The 18,395-nt window shown below is 71.0% G+C and carries 16 protein-coding genes and 1 pseudogene; 6 read left to right on the forward strand and 11 right to left on the reverse strand.

Going from position 1 to position 18,395, the window contains the following annotated elements:
• Positions 1 to 412: 412 nt before the first annotated feature.
• Positions 413 to 688 (reverse strand): hypothetical protein, encoded by a 276-nt coding sequence (locus AB0K43_RS26245; RefSeq protein WP_363643879.1) that lies wholly within the window; start codon positions 686 to 688, stop codon positions 413 to 415.
• Positions 689 to 1,496: 808 nt separating this feature from the next.
• On the opposite strand from AB0K43_RS26245, the gene AB0K43_RS26250 reads away from it, so the two are divergent.
• On the forward strand, positions 1,497 to 2,201 hold the full coding sequence (locus tag AB0K43_RS26250; protein ID WP_363643881.1) for a FadR/GntR family transcriptional regulator: 705 nt from the start codon (positions 1,497 to 1,499) through the stop codon (positions 2,199 to 2,201).
• Between the two features lie 129 nt (positions 2,202 to 2,330).
• Here AB0K43_RS26250 and AB0K43_RS26255 read toward each other — a convergent pair whose 3' ends face one another.
• From AB0K43_RS26255 to AB0K43_RS26295, 9 genes are read right to left on the reverse strand one after another with little or no spacing between them, the layout of a single operon-like run.
• Positions 2,331 to 3,191, reverse strand: a complete 861-nt coding sequence (locus AB0K43_RS26255; RefSeq protein ID WP_363643883.1) for an amidohydrolase family protein — start codon at positions 3,189 to 3,191, stop codon at positions 2,331 to 2,333.
• The gene (locus AB0K43_RS26260; RefSeq protein WP_363643885.1) at positions 3,188 to 3,499 is read right to left on the reverse strand and encodes an L-rhamnose mutarotase; all 312 of its coding nucleotides are present in this window, start codon (positions 3,497 to 3,499) and stop codon (positions 3,188 to 3,190) included. The genes AB0K43_RS26255 and AB0K43_RS26260 overlap by 4 nt, the downstream gene beginning before the upstream one ends.
• Positions 3,496 to 4,131 carry a lactate utilization protein C gene (locus tag AB0K43_RS26265; RefSeq protein ID WP_363643887.1) on the reverse strand — a complete coding sequence of 212 codons (636 nt, stop codon included), beginning with the start codon at positions 4,129 to 4,131 and terminating at the stop codon, positions 3,496 to 3,498. Before AB0K43_RS26265 ends, AB0K43_RS26260 begins: the two co-directional genes overlap by 4 nt.
• Entirely contained in the window at positions 4,128 to 5,594 is a 1,467-nt protein-coding gene (locus AB0K43_RS26270) for a LutB/LldF family L-lactate oxidation iron-sulfur protein (protein ID WP_363643889.1), read from the reverse strand. The genes AB0K43_RS26265 and AB0K43_RS26270 overlap by 4 nt, the downstream gene beginning before the upstream one ends.
• Complete coding sequence (locus AB0K43_RS26275; RefSeq protein WP_363643891.1) at positions 5,591 to 6,331, reverse strand: (Fe-S)-binding protein; 741 nt, start codon at positions 6,329 to 6,331, stop codon at positions 5,591 to 5,593. Before AB0K43_RS26275 ends, AB0K43_RS26270 begins: the two co-directional genes overlap by 4 nt.
• Positions 6,331 to 7,329 (reverse strand): aldo/keto reductase, encoded by a 999-nt coding sequence (locus tag AB0K43_RS26280; RefSeq protein WP_363643893.1) that lies wholly within the window; start codon positions 7,327 to 7,329, stop codon positions 6,331 to 6,333. The genes AB0K43_RS26275 and AB0K43_RS26280 overlap by 1 nt, the downstream gene beginning before the upstream one ends.
• Complete coding sequence (locus tag AB0K43_RS26285; protein WP_363643895.1) at positions 7,326 to 8,084, reverse strand: SDR family oxidoreductase; 759 nt, start codon at positions 8,082 to 8,084, stop codon at positions 7,326 to 7,328. The genes AB0K43_RS26280 and AB0K43_RS26285 overlap by 4 nt, the downstream gene beginning before the upstream one ends.
• Positions 8,081 to 9,433, reverse strand: a complete 1,353-nt coding sequence (locus AB0K43_RS26290; RefSeq protein WP_363643897.1) for an L-fuconate dehydratase — start codon at positions 9,431 to 9,433, stop codon at positions 8,081 to 8,083. The genes AB0K43_RS26285 and AB0K43_RS26290 overlap by 4 nt, the downstream gene beginning before the upstream one ends.
• A gap of 11 nt (positions 9,434 to 9,444) precedes the next feature.
• Positions 9,445 to 10,296, reverse strand: coding sequence for a fumarylacetoacetate hydrolase family protein (locus AB0K43_RS26295; RefSeq protein ID WP_363643899.1), 852 nt, complete (start codon positions 10,294 to 10,296; stop codon positions 9,445 to 9,447).
• A gap of 522 nt (positions 10,297 to 10,818) precedes the next feature.
• Here AB0K43_RS26295 and AB0K43_RS26300 point away from each other — a divergent pair.
• From AB0K43_RS26300 to AB0K43_RS26315, 4 genes are all read left to right on the forward strand, one after another.
• Positions 10,819 to 11,865, forward strand: coding sequence for a sugar ABC transporter substrate-binding protein (locus AB0K43_RS26300; RefSeq protein WP_363643901.1), 1,047 nt, complete (start codon positions 10,819 to 10,821; stop codon positions 11,863 to 11,865).
• A 64-nt stretch (positions 11,866 to 11,929) separates the two neighbouring features.
• Positions 11,930 to 13,480: a sugar ABC transporter ATP-binding protein gene (locus tag AB0K43_RS26305; RefSeq protein WP_363643903.1), complete on the forward strand. Its 1,551-nt coding sequence runs from the start codon at positions 11,930 to 11,932 to the stop codon at positions 13,478 to 13,480.
• Positions 13,464 to 14,486 (forward strand): ABC transporter permease, encoded by a 1,023-nt coding sequence (locus tag AB0K43_RS26310; RefSeq protein WP_363643905.1) that lies wholly within the window; start codon positions 13,464 to 13,466, stop codon positions 14,484 to 14,486. Before AB0K43_RS26305 ends, AB0K43_RS26310 begins: the two co-directional genes overlap by 17 nt.
• A gap of 154 nt (positions 14,487 to 14,640) precedes the next feature.
• Entirely contained in the window at positions 14,641 to 15,375 is a 735-nt protein-coding gene (locus tag AB0K43_RS26315) for a FadR/GntR family transcriptional regulator (protein ID WP_363643907.1), read from the forward strand.
• 135 nt (positions 15,376 to 15,510) lie between these two features.
• Here the strand turns inward: AB0K43_RS26315 and AB0K43_RS26320 are convergent, their stop codons facing one another.
• Positions 15,511 to 17,847, reverse strand: a complete 2,337-nt coding sequence (locus AB0K43_RS26320) for a LuxR C-terminal-related transcriptional regulator (protein WP_363643909.1) — start codon at positions 17,845 to 17,847, stop codon at positions 15,511 to 15,513.
• A gap of 222 nt (positions 17,848 to 18,069) precedes the next feature.
• On the opposite strand from AB0K43_RS26320, the pseudogene AB0K43_RS26325 reads away from it, so the two are divergent.
• Positions 18,070 to 18,395: pseudogene (locus AB0K43_RS26325) on the forward strand (hypothetical protein); the annotation flags it as partial.

Here is an 18,395-nt window from a genome sequence, read left to right on the forward strand (position 1 = left end):
AAAGTGGGCCTGGGGTGCTCCGGCCCGTTTCCGACCGCGACCCGCCCCGACCAGGACAGGCGAGCGATAGCCCACGGTCCGGCGCGGTGAACCGACTTCGGCGCATCGGCCGGGAACTGGTTTGCCGTATCGGGCCGCCCGCTGCCCGCCGTCGGGCTGGCTTTGGGGATCGTTCCCGGGCCGTACGCTGCGGGGGTTCGGAGAGCGGACCTGGCCGCGGCGGAGCCCGTTACGAGACTCAAAGATCAAGGGCCTGCTGGACCAGCTGCGGGACCACTGGTTCGATGCGGAGCAGGTGGCCTGCAGACGGCGCACACGTGTCGGCTCGGCCGGCGGGGTCAGGTGGTCGTCGCCGCACTCGCGGACCGTCTCCAACAGCCGGAACCGCACACCCCCGGGCTCTCCTGCCGGCTCACCACGGACTCGTCGGCCAGGCCACCACCAGTTGCAGGACGGTGTGGCAGATGCCGGTCCAGCAGCTCAGCAAGTTCTGGCGCTGGTCGAGGACCTGATAAGGGGCAGGACAGCGCTTGGGCATTTGTGTCGAGGCGCCGGAGGGTGAGGAAGGCGTGGGCGGCGGTGACGAGGCAAGGTGGTGGTGCCATCCGCGCCTGGCGCGGCCTTCGAAGTGGTCCAGACCCAGGCGGTGCTTCATCTCGCGGTAGTCGTGCTCGATGCGCCAGCGCATTTGGCGAGCCGGACCAGGTGACGCGTCGCGGTGTCGGCGGGCAGGCTAGTCAGCCAGTACTTGGTGGGCACCTTCGGCCCGGTGGCCCACTCGCTGAGCAGGGTGGTCCCGGGCAGGACGCCGGCCCAGGTGGCGCCTCCGCCGGCCTGGGTCATGGTGTGAGTGCGGGCCGCGGCGCCTGCCGGTCGCACGGTGAGGACCCGGAAGCGGGAGCGCATTGTGCCCTTGGAGCCCCGACACCAGGTGGTCTGGCGGAACACCTTGGGCCCGCTGCCGGTGGCCAGGGTCTGCGTGGAGGCGGCCCGCGTTTCGCCAGGGCGTCGCGGAACGCGGTGATCTTGCGGCGGTGCTCGAAGTCGGCGCCGGCCTGGACGATTCCCGGTCCATGCCGCGGCCCGCAGGGATCGTGGGCAGGTGCGGCACCTTGCCCGCACCTCGCCGCGCGCCGGAGGGCGCCTATTCGTTACTGTCGGTAAGGATGCCGCATCACAAGACGCAGAGCGCGTAGTGCCGCCGCGCTACATCGGAGGTCACATGACCGCGCGGATGTCGGCGGCGGACCGCTTGGTTCAGTACCGCACCCGGCGGCGTGATGGGAACGAGCCGCGGGCAGCCCCCCGCTCCCGTGGGGAGTCGGTGCTGGTCGAAGCGTTCGCGACTGTGCCGTGCCGGCCGCCCGTGGGGTCGAACGGCCAGCGGGCCCAGGGCGGGATCGAGCACCACGGTCGGCGAGGTTCCCGCCGGTATCCTCACGAGGGATTGACCCGTCTATGCTGCAAACCTCAGATGTTCGGGAGGGAGGAGGGCCATGCCGGTCACCGACGAGGCTATCGAGAAGATCAAAGCAATGATCGTCAGCGGGGAACTGGGGCCGGGCGCTCGTCTCCCCCGGGAGCCGGACCTCGCCGAGCGGCTGGGACTGTCGAGGAGTTCCCTGCGTGAGGCGGTCAAGGCGCTGTCGCTGATCCGGGTGCTGGACGTGCGTCAGGGCGACGGCACGTACGTCACCAGTCTCGAACCCGGACTGCTGATGGAGGCGCTCGGGTTCGTCGTGGATTTTCACCAGGACGACACGGTGCTGGAGTTCCTCGAAGTGCGGCGGATTCTGGAGCCGGCCGCGTCGGCGATGGCCGCCCAGCGGATGTCGGACGAGGACATCGAGGGCCTGCGGGAGGTACTCGACAGGTCGAGCGAGGACCTCACGCTGGAGGAGGTCATCGAGAACGACTTGGAGTTCCATCGGAGGATCGCGCTCGGCGCGGGCAACTCGGTGCTCTGCGCGCTGGTGGAAGGGATGTCGGGGCCGACCGCCAGGGCGAGGATCTGGCGCGGACTGACCGAGGAGGGCTCCCTGCGCCGCACCTTGGAGCAGCATCGGGCGATCTTCGAGGCGATCGCGGGGCGTCGTCCGGACCTGGCAGAGGCCTGGGCCCGGGTCCACGTCGCCGGCGTGGAGCAGTGGCTCCGGGGGACGGTCGGCTCGAAGGGCTTCTTGCTGCCGCCGCGGGCGTGACGGTGGCGTCGCGTGAGCGGACTGCCGCGTGACCGGACCGCCGCGTACAACGATCCGGTCCCGTCGAGCACTCTGTCCCGATGTGGCCGTCGCCTGCTCCCGGGCACCCCGACCTGCGGCGGGCAGCGCCTACGGCAGCCGCAAGTCGTAGACCCGGGTCGCGTTGCGATGGAAGATCATCTCCTTTTCTGTCGGGCTGAGGGATGCTGTGAGCTCCTCGGCGACGAAGAGCGTCCGCCCGTAGTCGGCCTCCAGGGTGCAGACGGGCCAGTCGGACCCGAACAGCAGGCGGTACGGGCCGAAGGCCTCCAGGACGGTGTCGGTGTACGGTCGCAGGTCCTCGATGCTCCAGACTCCGGGGGTGGCCTCAGTGATCAGTCCCGAGAGCTTGCAGACGGTGTTGGGCAGCGCGGCCAGCCGGCGCAGGTCGCGGGCCCACGGCTCCGACCGGCCCTCGGCGACGGGAGGTTTGCCGAGGTGGTCGAGGACGAAGGTCAGACCGGTCAGGCCGGCCGCGGCTGCGACGGCGGCGGCCAGCTGGCCCGGTCGGACGACGAGGTCGAAGGCGAGGCCGGCGGCTGCCACGGCGGCGAGGCCGCGCCGGACGTCCGGGCGCAGCAGCCATCCGGGATCCGGCTCTTCCTGGACCTGGTGGCGGATGCCCACCAGCCGCTCACCGCCCGGCCCTTCGAGCAGTTCGGCGAGCCGGTCGGCGATGTCGGGGGCGGTGAGGTCGGTCCAGCCGACCACTCCGGCCACCAGGTCACCGGCCTGCGCCACGGCGAGCAGCTCGGGTGTCTCCTCGGGGACGCACACGGTCTGGACGACCACGGTCGCGCGGACGCCTGCCGCGCGGGCCTCGGGTTGCAGGTCGGCGACGGAGAAGGAGCGGTCGAGCGGGGCGAGTGCCTCTCCGGTGATCCAGGGCTGCGGGCGGGCCGACAGATCCCAGATGTGGTGGTGCGCGTCGATGATCCGCCGGTCGGTCACAGGTCCCACACCTGCGGCAGACCGGCGGAAGCGCCCTCGGCGGAGTAGTCGTGCACCACTTCGAGGAGGTCGGCCATCCGGGCCTGCCAGGCGATGTTCACCGGCAGGCCTTCCAGCTCGGCGAGCAGCCGGGCGTAGTCCTCGCACTCCAGCAGGTGGAAGAGCTCGCATCCGCTGCGCCAGATGGTCCAGGAGGTGACGCCCGCGGCCCGCATCGCGGCGGTGAGCGCGGCGGGTACCTGCTGGTGGGCAGCCTCGTACTCGCTGATGCGGTCGGCGCGGACACGCGTGTGCAGGGCGATTCTCATGAGGTCTCCACGATGATGACGTCCAGGACGCGGGGGCCGTGCACGCCCTCCACCCGGTGGAGTTCGATGTCGCTGGTGGCGGACGGGCCGGAGATGAAGGTGAGCGGCAGGGCGGGGTCGAGCCGGGCGAGGGCGGCGGGGACGTCCTCGGCGATCTGCCCGGCCTGGATGACGCACAGGTGGTGGTCGGGGACGAGGGTGAGGGCGCGCCGGCCCTGGCCGGGACCGGTGTCCAGGACGATGGTCCCGGTGACGGCGATGCCGACGGCGGCGAGGGTGATCGCGCCGTCGAGGGCGTCCAGGGCAGGGGTATCGAGAGGTTCCGGGTGCCACTGCCAGTCGCCGGCCGGGAGGAGGCCGGGGGGGAAGCCTGTCGGGAGCGCCAGGTGGTGGACCCCACGGGTGCGGAGGGCGGCGGCGATGGCATCCGGCAGACCGGCCTCGGTGGCGCGGGTCACGGTGGCGCGGTAGTCGGCGACCCGTTCGGCGAAGAGGGCGACGATGTCATCGCCGGGCGAGGCGTGGCTGCGGCGGTAGGTCCGGGGTACGGGTACGTCCTGCGGAGTTTCCTGCGCCGGGACGTCGGCGAGTGCGGTACGGATGCGGGCGAGGATGGCTTCGCGGCTGGTCATCGGTCACCTTCGCGGTTCTTGCGCCACCAGCTGCGGAAGGACTCGGCCGGTGGGACGGGGGTGTCGCGGGAGTCGGACCAGCCGTGCAGCGGACCGGGCATCCGGCCGATCCGGCCGTTGCGGGCCAGGGCCCGCCCGCCCAGGGAGGCGGACTTCTGCGCGAGGGAGAGCAGCCGCGGGGAGTCGAGGACGGTGGCGGCGGCCTTCATCGCGAGTGCTTCCGGGGCGAGTGGGTGGCGCTTGGCCTCCACCACCTCGGCGCGGAGGTGGGCCAGCACCTCCGGGATGTTGATCTTCACGGGGCAGGCGTCGTAGCAGGCCCCGCACAGGGTGGAGGCGAAGGGGAGGGAGGAGGCCTGCTCGACGCCGACCAGTTGCGGGGTGAGGACGGCGCCGATCGGTCCGGGGTAGACGGAGCCGTAGGCGTGGCCGCCGGTGCGCTCGAAGACCGGGCAGACGTTCAGGCAGGCGGAGCAGCGGATGCAGGCCAGCACCTGACGGCCGACGGTGTCGGCGAGGGTGTCGGTTCGGCCGTTGTCGAGCAGGACGAGATGGAACTGCTGCGGTCCGTCACCCGGCGTCACCCCGGTCCAGGTCGAGGTGTAGGGGTTCATGCGCTCGCCGGTGGAGGAGCGAGGCAGCAGTTGGAAGAAGACTTCCAGGTCGGACCAGGTGGGCAGGACCTTCTCGATACCCATGACGGTGATCAGGGTCTCGGGCAGGGTCAGGCACATCCGGCCGTTGCCCTCGGACTCCACCACGGTGACGGTGCCGGTGTCGGCGATGGCGAAGTTGGCGCCGGAGACGGCGACCTTGGCGGTGAGGAACTTCGCCCGCAGATGGCGGCGTGCGGCCTCGGCCAGCTCGCGGGGGTCGTCGCCCAGGCCCTCGGAGGCCGGTTCGCCCCAGTCGCCCATGCGTGCGGCGAAGAGGTCGCGGATCTCGGTGCGGTTCTTGTGGATCGCCGGGACGAGAATGTGGGAGGGGCGGTCGTCGCCGAGCTGGACGATGAGTTCGGCGAGGTCGGTCTCGTACGCGGTGATGCCGGCTTCGGCGAGTGCCTCGTTGAGGCCGATCTCCTGGGTGGCCATGGACTTGACCTTGACGACCTCCCGTTCGCCGGTGGCCTTCACGAGGTCGGTGACGATCCGGTTGGCCTCTGCGGCGTCCGCCGCCCAGTGCACGGCCCCGCCGGCCGCGGTCACCGACCTTTCCAGCTCGACGAGGTAGTGGTCGAGATGGCGCGCGGTGCGGTTCTTGATGGCGGCCGCCGCTGCCCGCAGGTCCTCCCAGTCGTCCAGCTCCGAGGCGACCGCGAGACGCTTCTCGCGGATGGTGCCGGTGGCCCGCTTGAGGTTCGCGCGCAGCTGATCGTCCTTCAGCGCGGTGCGGGCGGCGGCGGGGAAGGACGGGGTGTCCAGCCACACCACCCCTCGGCCTGCGGGGCCAGGTGGGGTTGTCATCGCGGGGCTCCTTCGGTGGCGGCGAGGATCTCGGCCAGGTGCATCGTCCGCACCGCGCTGCCGCCCCGCGACAGGCCGCCGCCGATGTGCATCAGGCAGGAGTTGTCGGCGGCGCAGAGGACGTCGGCGCCGGTGGCGAGTACGTCGCCCGCCTTGTCGGCGAGCATGGCGCTTGAGGTGTCGGCGTTCTTGACGGCGAAGGTGCCGCCGAATCCGCAGCAGGAGTCGGCGTCGGGCAGGTCGAGCAGGTCGATTCCGTTCACCGCTCGCAGGAGTTTCATCGGCCGGTCCCCCAGGCGCAGTCCGCGCAGGGAGTGGCAGGTGGGATGGTAGGTGACGCGGTGGGGGAAGGAGGCGCCGACGTCGGTGACCTTCAGGACGTCGGTGAGGAACTCGGTGAACTCGTGGACCCGGGGTACCAGGTCGGCCACCGAGGACCGCAGCACGTCGTGGCCGTACTCCTCGGCGAGCAGCGGGTGGTTCTCCCTGACCATGCCGGCACAGGAGGCGGACGGGGTGACGACGGCGTCGTACTCGGCGAAGGTGCGGGCGAACCTGGCGACCAGGGGGAGGGCGTCGGGGCGGTAGCCGGTGTTGAAGTGCATCTGGCCGCAGCAGGTCTGCTCCTGCGGGAAGTGCACGGTGTGGCCGAGCCGTTCCAGGACGGTGACCACGGCGCGGCCGGTGCCGGGGAACATCGTGTCGTTGAAACAGGTGATGAACAGGGCGATGCGCATCAGTCCACCGCCTGGGGGACGGGGACGTCCGGGCCGAGCAGTCGGCGGTGTTTGAGCTCCGCCCACAGTGCGGCGGGCACCGGGTGGTGGAGCATGGCGGCGGCGTCCTGGATCTCGGCGGCACTGCGGGCTCCGACCAGGACGCTCGCCACCGCCGGGTGTCCGAACGGGAAACGTAGTGCGGCCGCTCGCAGCGGCACCCCGTGTCGCTCGCAGACGGTCTTGAGTTCCAGTGCGCGGGCCAGGAGGGCGTCGGGGGCGGGGGCGTAGTCGAAGGTGGCGCCGGGTCGGGGATCGGCGAGCAGGCCGGAGTTGAAGACGCCGCCGATGACGACACTGACGCCGTGTTCGGCGGCGAGCGGGAGCAGTTCGGTCAGGCCACGCTGGTCGAGCAGGCTGTAGCGGCCTGCCAGCAGGACGGCGTCGATGTCGGTGTCGCGGACGAAGCGGGCCGGTAGCTCGGCCTGGTTCATGCCGATGCCGATCGCGCCCACCACGCCCTCTGCGCGCAGCCTCTCCAGTTCGGGATAGGCCTCGGTGAGGGCCTGGTGGGCGTGGTCGTCGGGGTCGTGCAGGTAGGCGATGTCGATCCGGTCGAGGCCGAGCCGTTCGAGGCTGTCCTCGATGGAGCGGCGAACGCCGTGAGCGCTGAAGTTCCAGCGGCGCCGGTGGGTGGCCGGGACGGCGAATCCGGCGGCCAGGTCGTCGCCTTCGACGGAGGAGGAGGGTTCCAGCAGCCGGCCGACCTTGGTGGAGAGGATGTACTGCTCTCTGGGCAGGCCGCGCAGCGCTGCTGCGAGCCGTCGCTCGGACAGTCCGAGGCCGTAGTGGGGTGCGGTGTCGAAGTACCGCACACCGTGGCGCCAGGCGGCTTCGACGGCCAGTTCGGCGTCCTGGTCGCTGACCGGGGCGAAGAGGTTCCCGATTCCGGCGGCGCCGAAGGCCAGTTCGCTCAGCGGGAGGGTACCGGTGGGGGAGGGGTTCTGTCGGACGGTCACGACTGGCCGCCGGGTCGAAGGCGCAGGCCTGCCATGCCGCCGTCGACGGCGAGAGCGGTGCCGGTGACGGAGCCGGCGCCCGGGCTCGCCAGGTAGGCGATGGCGGCGGCCACCTCGTGGGCGCTCACGAGTCGGCCGATGGGTTGGCGGGCGCTCAGCGCGGCGCGTTCGGCGACCGGGTCGGCGGCGGCGTCCAGCAGCCGACCGACCCAGGGGGTGTCGACCGTCCCGGGGTTGACGCAGTTGAAGCGGATGCCCTCGCGGACGTGGTCGGCGGCCATCGCCCGGGTGAGCGAGAGAACGGCGCCCTTGCTCGCCGAGTACAGGGCCCGCTGCGGAAGGCCGGCGGTGGCGGCGATCGAACAGGTGTTGACCACGGAGGCGAACTCCGAGCGGCGAAGGTACGGCAGAGCTGCTCGGGTGGTGCGCACCAGTCCCAGGACGTTGACGTCCAGGACGCGGTGCCACTGCTCGTCGGGATTGTCCTCCACGGTCCCGGCAGCGCCGATCCCGGCGTTGTTGACCAGGATGTCGATGCCGCCCAGGGCGGCTGCTGCCTCCTGCACGGCGGCGCGCACGGAGGCGTCGTCGGAGAGATCGGCGGCGAAGCGGTGCAGTGGTGGCAGGGCGCCGTCGGGGTCCAGGTCCAGGACGGCCACGTCGGCTCCGTACTCGCTGAGGAGTTGGGCGGTGGCGAGGCCGATGCCGGAGGCTCCCCCGGTAACCAGGGCGGTGAGTCCTTCGAAGGTGGTCATGCGCTGAGCTCCGTCTGCGGGGCGGGCCGCTCCGATGTGCGGTCGGCCGCCCAGAACGCGCCGTCGGGGTAATGGTAGGTGTCGATGGTGGCCTGGTACATGGTGGCCGAGAATCCGGGCGCGGTGGGCGCTTGGTAGCGGCCCGCGTCGATCACGACGGGGTCGAGGAAGTGCTGGTGGAGATGGTCGACGAACTCGATGACGCGGTCCTCGGTGGTGCCGGTCAGCGCCACGTAGTCGAACATCGACAGGTGCTGGACGAGTTCGCACAGGCCCACGCCGCCGGCGTGCGGGCAGACGGGGACACCGAACTTCGCGGCGAGCAGCAGGATGGCGAGGTTCTCGTTGACGCCGCCGACCCGGACGGAGTCCAGCTGGAGGATGTCGATCGCGTCGGCCTGGAGCAGCTGCTTGAAGACGATGCGGTTCTGCACGTGCTCGCCGGTGGCGACCTTGACGGGGCTGACGCCCCGTCGGATCGTGGCGTGGCCGAGCACGTCGTCGGGGCTGGTGGGCTCCTCGATCCAGTACGGGTCGAACTCGGCCAGCGCGTTGGTCCACTCGATGGCCTCGCCGACGTTCCAGCGCTGGTTGGCGTCGATGGCCATCCGGATGTCCGGGCCCACGGCGGCGCGGGCGGCGCGGCAGCGGCGGATGTCGTCGTCGAGGTCGGCGCCGACCTTCAGCTTGATCTGGGTGAAGCCGTCGGCGACGGCCTGCTTGGCGAGGCGGGTGAGCTTCTCGTCGGAGTAGCCGAGCCAGCCCGGGGAGGTGGTGTAGGCGGGGTAACCGGTGCGCAGCAGGTGGGCGGTGCGCTCGGCGCGGCCCTCCTTGCCCTTGGCGAGGAGTTCGAGGGCCTCGTCGGGGGTGAGCGCGTCCGCGATGTAGCGGAAGTCGACCTGGGAGACCAGCCACGCCGGGTCGGCGTCGGCGAGCAGCTGCCACAGCGGCTTGCCCTCGCGCTTGGCCGCCAGGTCCCAGACGGCGTTGACGACGGCGCCGATGGCCATGTGCATCACGCCCTTCTCGGGGCCGAGCCAGCGCAGTTGGCTGTCGCCGATCAGGTCGCGGTAGAGCGAGCCGGGGTCGGCGCACAGCTCGGCGACGGGGCGCCCGAGGACGTGCGCGCTGAGCGCGTCGATGGCGGCGACCTGGACGTCGTTGCCGCGGCCGATGGTGAAGGTGAAGCCGTGGCCCTCGTGGCCGCCTGCGGAGGTTCGCAGGACGAGGTAGGCGGCGGAGTAGTCGGGGTCCGGGTTCATCGCGTCGGACCCGTCCAGCTCCCGCGAGGTGGGGAATCGGATGTCATAGGTGTTGACGGCGGTGATTCGCGCGACGGTGGTGGACAAGTGAGTGCCTTTCACGCGTTCCGGAAGGTCTGACGCTGGGTGCCGAGGCCGTCGATGGACAGCTCGACGGTGTCGCCCTCGCGCAGGTAGGGCGTGCCGGGCAGGCCGAGGGCCACACCTGCCGGGGTGCCGGTGTTGATGACGTCGCCGGGCCGCAGCACCATGTACTGGCTCAGGTACCAGACGATGTGTGCCACGTCGAAGATCATGTTCTTGGTGTTGCCGTCCTGGCGTGACTCTCCGTCAACGGACAGGCGCAGGCCCAGCGCCTGGGGGTCGCCGACCTCGTCGGGAGTCACCAGCCAGGGGCCCAGAGGGTTGAAGGTCTCGCAGGACTTTCCGAGGTCCCACTGGCCCGAGTACTCGAGCTGAAACTCGCGCTCGGAGACGTCGTTGCTGATCGCGTAGCCGGCGATCACCTCGGCCGCGTCGGCGGGGTCGGCGAGGTAGCGGGCCTCGCGGCCTATGACGACGGCGAGTTCGACCTCCCAGTCGGTCTTCGTGGAGCCCCGGGGCATCAGCACGTGGTCGTAGGGGCCGACCACGGTGGACGGGTCCTTCAGGAAGACCACCGGCCTGGCCGGGACGGGGGCGCCGGTCTCCTCGGCGTGGTCCCGGTAGTTGAGCCCGATGCAGACCACCTTTCCGGGGCGGGCGACCGGGGCGCCGATGCGCAGCCCGGCGATGTCCAGGGCGGGCAGGACTCCTCGGGCGAGCGCCGCGCGGACCTTGTCGATCCCGCGTGAGGCGAGGAACGCCCCGTCGATGTCCCCGGTCAGGCCCGAGATGGCGAACGTCCGGCCGTCGCCGTCGCGTACCGCCGGAACCTCCTCGCCCGGTGTGCCGATACGTAGCAGCTTCATGCCTTACCTCCTGTTGACGCGGAGGCCATGTCCTCGACCCCCAACACATCGGATGAATCCGCAGTGGCCTGACCATACGATCGAGCGGGTCGAAAGGCAAGAAGTCCTCCGATGTTTCCGTGCGGTCAACCGAGGAGCCCTGTCAGACCCGCAGGCCAGAGCAGTCACAGCGGGGTTGCGACGGGATCGCGGAGCGTATGGAGGTTACGTTTCAGATTCATCAGAGGTCTTCTCTTGCCATGGTGGTTTCATGCTCGTAATGTCCCGGCTACAGAAGCCATCCGATGACTCACGGCGATGTGATCGTCGCGAGGGGATGGCCCCACGGACACGTGGTCCGGTCCCCAGCCCTGAGCCGGACCACGGCCCACGGGTGCCGGCCGCTCCTGGGAGATGAGGGCCCGCAGGCGCGGCCGGTACCTCCCCACTTCGTCCCGTGGCCGCCGCTCGGTCCTTCCCACCACGCGGACGACCGACGTCTCTCCCCACCCACCCGGCCACCACGCCAAGGAGATTCACATCATGAAGCTTCGCTCCAGCAGAATCGCGGCCTCCGCCGCCGCTGCGGTCGTCCTGGCGGGATTCGCCACGGCCTGCAACCGGGGCAGTGACAACAGCAGCGCGGCCGGTGACAAGCCGGCGATCGGTGTGGACCTGCCACGGGCCGACTCCGACTTCTGGAACTCCTACGCCCAGTACGTGAAGAAGGGCGTGATGGACCAGGGCCTGAACGCCCTGCCGGTCAGCAACTCGCAGGGCGACGTGACCAAGCTGGTCGCCAACGTCCAGGTCTTCCAGAACACGGGCGCCAAGGCGGTGGTGATGGCCCCGCAGGACACCGGGGCGATCGCCTCCACCCTGGAGCAGCTGGCCGCCAAGAAGATCCCCGTGGTCAGCGTCGACACCCGCCCCGACAAGGGCCCGGTCTACATGGTGGTGCGCGCCGACAACAAGGCGTACGGCACCAAGGCCTGCGAGTTCCTCGGCAAGCAGCTCGGTGGCAAGGGCACGGTCGCCGAGTTCCAGGGCGCGCTGGACTCCATCAACGGACGCGACCGCTCCGAGGCCTTCGCCTCCTGCATGAAGACCGGCTTCCCCGGCATCCAGGTGATCGAGCTGGCCACCGACTGGAAGGGCGACGTCGCCTCCGCGAAACTCCAGTCCACCCTGGCCGCCCACCCCGACCTGGGCGGCATCTACATGCAGGCCGGCGGCGTCTTCCTGCAACCGACCCTCGCCCTGCTCCAGCAGAAGGGCCTGCTCAAGCCGGCCGGCGAGGCGGGCCACATCGCCATCGTCTCCAACGACGGCATCCCGCAGGAGTTCGACGCCATCCGCAAGGGCCAGATCGACGCCACCGTCTCCCAGCCCGCCGACCTCTACGCCAAGTACGCGCTGTACTACGCGAACGCCGCCGCCCAGGGCAAGACCTTCAAGGCCGGGCCCACGGACCACGGCTCCACGATCATCGCGCTGCCCAACGGGCTGGAGGACCAGCTGCCCGCCCCGCTGGTGACCAAGGAGAACGTCGACGACAAGTCCCTCTGGGGCAACAGCGTCGGCAAGTGACCCTGCGGGTGGCGGGCCCCGGGCCCGCCCCCCCGCGGACCACTCAGCGGAAAGGAACACCACCATGGCGGACACCAGCCGCCTGACAGTCCCGCTCGTCCAGGCACGCGGCATCAGCAAGCGCTTCGGCGCAACCGTCGCCCTGCACGACGCCCACCTGACGGTCGCCCCCGGCGAGTCGCACGCCCTGGTCGGTCGTAACGGAGCAGGCAAGTCCACCCTCGTCTCCATCCTTACCGGCTTGCAGAACCCCGACACCGGCACCCTCCGCTTCAACGGCGAGGCAGCCCCCGCCCCGGGGGACACCGCGGCCTGGCGCTCCAAGGTGGCCTGCGTCTACCAGCGCTCCACCGTCATCGGCAGCCTCACCGTGGCCGAGAACCTCTTCCTGGACCGGCAGAGCGACGGAGCGCTGCGCCCGATCAGCTGGCGGCGTCTGCGCACCCGCGCGTCGGACCTGCTCGCCGAGTACGGCGTCGACATCGACCCCGCCGCCCGGACCGAACGGCTCACGGTAGAGCAGCGGCAGTTCGTCGAGATCGCCCGGGCGCTGTCGTTCGGCGCCCGGTTCATCATCCTCGACGAGCCAACCGCCAAACTCGACGCCCGCGGCATCGAGCGGCTGTTCGACAAGCTCCGCGCGCTCCAGGCGCAGGGCGTCGCATTCCTGTTCATCTCGCACCACCTCCAGGAGGTCTACGACCTCTGCGAGACCGTCACCGTCTACCGCGACGCCCGGCACATCACCACCGCACCCGTCGTCCGCCTCGGCCACCACGCCCTGGTCGAGGCCATGACCGGCGAGAGTCGCACCGCGGCCGCCGAGGCGCGGCCGACCTCGGGGCCCGCGCCCGACGCGCCGTACCTGCTCGAACTCGACCGCCTGACCCTGCCCGGGGCGTTCGAGGACCTCAGCCTGCGGGCCCGGGCCGGCGAGATACTCGGGCTGGCCGGGGCCGCCGCCAGCGGCAACGTGCAGGTCGGCGAGAGCATCGCCGGCCTGCATCGCCCCAAGGCGGGCCGGATCACCGTCGCCGGCCGGCCGGTCCGCACCGGCAAGGTCCCGGCCGCGCTCTCCGCCGGTATCGGGTTCGTTCCCGAGGACCGCCACATCCAGGGCCTGGTCCCGCACCGCAGCGTGGCGGAGAACGCCACCCTCACCGTCACCGACCAGCTCGGCCCGTTCGGCACCGTCCTTCCGTCCCGGACCAGGGAATTCGCCGAGCGGATGATCGCCGACCTGGACATCAAGACCCCGGGCCCCGGCGCACCGGTGGACGGGCTCTCGGGCGGAAACCAGCAGAAGGTGGTCATCGCCCGGGCCCTGGCCACCCGACCGCACGTCCTGGTCGCGATCCGGCCCACCAACGGAGTGGACATCAAGTCCAAGGAGTCCCTGCTCGGCACCGTCCGGCAGGTGGCCGACGACGGCAGGACCGCCCTGATCGTCTCCGACGAACTCGACGACCTCAGGGTCTGCGACCGGGTGGTGGCGATGTTCCACGGCCGCGTCGTCGCAGAGTTCGAGCACGGCTGGAGCGACGAAGAACTGGTCGCCGCCATGGAGGGCATGGCCGGCACTGAAACGAAGGAAAGCCATGTCCACCAGCACTAAGCTCGCCCCCCTCCCCGCCGCCGACCGAGCAGGACGCCGCTTCGACCTCGCCCGCTACCGGGACCTGTCACTGCTCCCCGTGCTGCTGGTCCTCGGTGTCATCGGCTTCGCCGTCTCGCCGGCCTTCCTTACCTCGGAAAATCTGCTCGGCGTCGGACAGCAGGCCACCGAGCTCAGCCTGCTGGTGCTCGCCGAGGCACTCATCCTGATCGCCGGACGAATGGACCTCTCCCTGGAGTCCACGATCGGCGTCGCCCCCGTGATCGCGGTCTGGCTGGTGCTGCCCGACCACGGCGACCGCTTCAACGGCCTCGGCTTCTTCCCCGGCTGGAGCGCCATCCCGCTCTGCCTGCTCGTCGGGGCCCTCATCGGCGCCGCCAACGGCTTCCTGATCCTCAAACTGCGCCTCAACGGCTTCATCGTCACCCTCGGCGCACTCACTCTGCTGCGTGGCCTGCAGATCGCCATTTCCCAGGGTCAGTCCATCGTCAACCTCCCCACCTCCTTCACCTACCTGGGCGGGGCCTCCTGGTTCGGCGTCCCCGCAGCGCTCTGGATCTGCGCCGTCCTGTTCCTGGCCGGCGGCGCCGCCCTCGCCTGGCTGCGTCACGGTCGCGCGCTCTACGCCATCGGCGGCAACGCCGAAGCCGCACGCGCCGCAGGCATCCGGGTCGACCGGATCACCTGGATCGTGCTGATCCTCGGCGGCACACTCGCCGCCTTCGCCGGCATCCTCTACACCGGCCACTACGGATCCATCTCCGCCGACCAGGGCAACGGCTGGATCTTCCAGGTCTTCGCCGCCACCGTCATCGGAGGCGTCAGCCTCAACGGCGGCCGCGGCACCCTGTTCGGCGCCCTCACCGGCGTGCTCACGCTGCAACTCGTCGTCAACGTCATGACGCTCGCCGGGGTGCCGGCGCTGTGGAACCAGTTCCTCAACGGCGCGATCATCATCCTCGCCCTGATCATCTCCCGCTTCGCCTCCGGCGAGAAGCAGGAGTAGACACCCGCCACCCCCCGCCGACGCCGAAGCGGCGCGACCGGCTGCGCCAGCACCAGCGTCGCGCCGCATCGGCATCCCCGTCCGGCGCCACTTCCGAAGGAGTCACCCCGATGCACCACCGTCCCCTGTCGGCCGACCGGGAGTGGAGTCCGACATGGCAGTGACGGACCAGGCCATTGAGAAGATCAAGGAAATGATCGTGTCGGGCACCCTGCAGCCCGGGGCTCGGCTGCCCAACGAGGGTGACCTCGCCGACCAGCTCGGCCTGTCCCGCAGCTCGCTCCGCGAGGCCGTCCGGGCACTCACCGCGATGCGCATCCTCGTGCCGAAGCAGGGCGACGGCACCTACGTCTCGGGGCTGGAACCACACCTGCTGCTGGAGGCGCTGGCCTTCGCGGCCGACGTCTCCCACGGCCCCACCGCGGCGCAGCTCCTCCAAGTACGACGCCTGCTCGAACCGCAGGCCGCCGCCCTCGCCGCCACCCGGCTCACCGAGGAGCAGCTGGGAACATTGCGGACGATCCTCGACCGGAGCGCGGAGACGACCGGTATCGAGGACTTCGTCGAGTTGGACATCGAGTTCCACCGCGTCATCGCCGACTCCGTCGGCAATCCCGTGCTCTCCACCCTGCTGGGCATCCTCTCCACCCACACCCAGCGCCTGCGCATCGTCAGAGGTGCCCACCACGCTCCGGCCCGGGAACAGGCCCACCGTGAGCACGAGGCCATCTGGCGGGCACTCGCCACCCGCGACGCCGCCCTCGCCGCTGGGGCCTGCGCCGTGCACGTAGCCGCGGTGGAGGAGTGGCTCGCCACCGCACCGGCCACCGCACCGGCCACCGACCCGCCGATCGAGGCACGGCCACCCCTTAGCAGCCCACCGGGGTGACGCCCGTTCGCGACCCGAGCCGCGCCGGGACCGCCCGGGCACCCGGTGGCGCGTGCCGCCGCCCGATCGGTCCGTGGTCGGTCCGTGGTCGGTCGCACCCGTCCGGCCCGGTCGGTCCGACCTTCTCCCGGGAGCCTAGGGCCCCTTGCCGCCCGCGTTCTCGGCCGGCAGCGCTTCCTGTTGGGACACCCACAGGGCGACTTGGGTGCGTGAGGTGAAGCCGAGCTTGGCCAGGACGTGTTCGACGTGGTTCTCGGCGGTCCGCAGGGAGATCACCAGGGACGCCGAGACCTCCTTGTTGCTCTTCCCCTTCGCGATCAGTTCGGCGACCTGCCGCTCGCGCCGGGTCAGCCGGACGGCGTGCGGATCGTCGGCCACCTGTGCCGGCTCCTCGCGCAGCAGGTCGGCGACGACCTGGTCGGGGGACAGGCGCGCTCCGCGCTCGACGGCGGCCTGGAACGCCCGGCCGCCCAGCGCCGCGCGTACCTGCGCCTCGAACGCCTCGTGCGGCTCGACCATGTGCGGGACCGATTCGCGCATGGTGCCGCCCAGCCCCGCCCAGAGGCCGCTGAGGATGCCCAGCAGGTGGGCGGCCCGCTCGTGGGCTCCGTCCCGGGCGGCGCTCCAGAAGGCGATCTCCGCGCAGAATGCCAGCCCCCAGCGGTCACGGAAGGGCTGTTTGAGTCGGATCGCCTCCCGCACCAGGGCGTCCGCGGCAGGACGGTCCCCGGTCATCCACACCGCGAGCGCCTCGATGGAAGTGGCGTAGGACCGCACATAGCTTTCCCCCCAGGACTCGGTGAGCGACACGACGTCCCGGCTGACGGCCAGTGCACGGTCGATGTCTCCCACCAGGCTCGCCATGATCGCCAGTGTGATCTGGGTGTGGGCGACGGCGGCCAGGTCGTCGCGTGCCCGGTGCAGGGCGAGTGCCTCCTCGACGACCGCTATCGCCGCGGGCCCCGGATTCTCGTACCCCATGGCCATCCCCCGGTAGTGCGTTTCCCAGGCGATCTGCTCTTCGTCGTTCAGCCGCTCGGCGCGCTCCCGGAGCGCCGCCAGCAGCGGCCACGCCTCGGTGATGTTGCCCTGGATGAGGGCGAAGAAGGCCTGCACGCCCATCGCTTTGGTGCGGGCCGCGCCGGCGTCGCCGGCGACCGCGAGCAGCCGCTGCAGCCACTGCCTGGCCTCGCTCTGGGCACTGAGCGCGACCCAGTACTGGGACGAGTTCGCGATCATCGCCAACCCCACGGCCGCCTCCTCGGGCTCCGTGGGACTGAACTCCAGAGCGGCGCGGAGGTTGGCGTGCTCGGCCCGCATCCGGGTGAACCAGGCCACCTGCTCCGGGCCGAACCAGGCATCCCACATCCGGTCCAGCAGGCCCTTGAAGTGGTCCCGGTGCAGACGGCGCACGCGTGTCCGCTCGGCCGGCGGGTCCAGCCGGTCGTCGCCGTACTCGCGGACCGTCTCCAGCAGCCGGAACCGCACGCCCCCCGGGCTCTCCTGCCGGCTCACCACGGACTTGTCGACCAGGCCGGCCACCAGCCTCAGCACCGCGGACTTCGGGATGCCGTTCCCGGAGCACACCGCTTCGGCGGCGGCCAGGTCGAAGCCGCCGGAGAAGACCGACACCCTCGCCCACAGCAGCCGCTCCTGGGGCGAGCAGAGCTCGAAACTCCAGTCCATCATCTCCCGCAGGGTCTGCCGGTCGGGCCGGGCGCCTGCGGCCTCGGTGTCCAGGAGGGTGGAGCGGTCCGTCAGCCGGCTCAGCACGGCATCGAGAGTCAGCACCCGCAGCCAGGACGCGGCCAGCTCGATCGCCAACGGGATCCCGTCGAGCGCGGCGACGAGCCGCGCCACCGTCCCGGCGTTGGCCTCGGTGACCGCGAACCCCGGCAGCACGGCGGCCGCCCGCTGCTCGAACAGGCCCACCGCCTCGAACTGCCGCAGCGCCCGAAGTCCGGGCAACCGCTTCTCGACGGGCGTACGCAGCGTCGGGACGACGAACAGGTGCTCCCCGAGGACGGCCAACGCCTGCCGACTGGTGACCAGCACCTTCAGGCCGGGCGCGGCCCGCAGCAGGCCCTCCACCAGCCGGGCACAGGGGGCGGCCAGGTGTTCGCAGTTGTCGAGCACCAGCAGGAGGCGGCGCTCCGCCAGGTAGTTCGCCAGGACCTTCTCCGGCGCGCGGCCGGAGCGGTCCTGGATGTCCAGCGCGTCCACCACACTCTGCGCCACCAGCAGCGGATCCCGCACCTGGGCGAACTCGACCAGGCACACACCGTCGGCCAACGCCCCGCCCACCTCGGCGGCGGCCCGCAGCGCCAGCCGCGTCTTGCCCACACCCCCCGGACCGATCAGCGTCACCAACCGTGACCGTGACAGCAGTCGCGCCACCTCGGCCAGCTCACCACGCCGCCCCACGAAACTGTCCACCTCGGCCGGCAGCCCCACCCCACCGATGGAAGGCATGTCCACCACCGTCACCTCACCTCAGCACCCACGGGCCCGGGCTCTCCGCTGTCGACCGTCTCGGGCAGGCGGGCCACCTCACCCCGCACGGCGGGGTTCCGCACGTGGCCCTCGTCCAAGTATGAGCACGGGACATGAGTAGTTTCCCCGTGTTCGCCCTGGCGTCGGTCACGGAGCGTTGTAGACGAACCGAATGGACAGGAAAGTGAAGGGAGCAAGGCCGTGGACCTCATCGGAACCCTCACCTCGACGGCTCCAGCCCTGGGAAGCGTCGATGATCCCGACACGTACGGTGAGCGCCGTTCGCTCCGCCCCCGGCGGCGCGAGCTCCCGGCCGGCCGGAGTACGGTCACCGCGGTCGCGTGGGGTCTGGGCCGTGGCCCGGCCTCGGCCGGCCTGGCCCGCCGGCTCACCCGCCGGCAACTGGGCGCCTGGCGGATCGACGAGGACTGTTGCGAGACCGCGGCGCTGCTCGTCACCGAACTGGTCACCAACGCGCTCCGGTACGGCGCCGGATCCATCGGGATCAGCTGGACCACGACCGGCTC

It is taken from the genome of Kitasatospora sp. NPDC049258, assembly GCF_040678895.1.
GTDB lineage: Bacteria > Actinomycetota > Actinomycetes > Streptomycetales > Streptomycetaceae > Kitasatospora.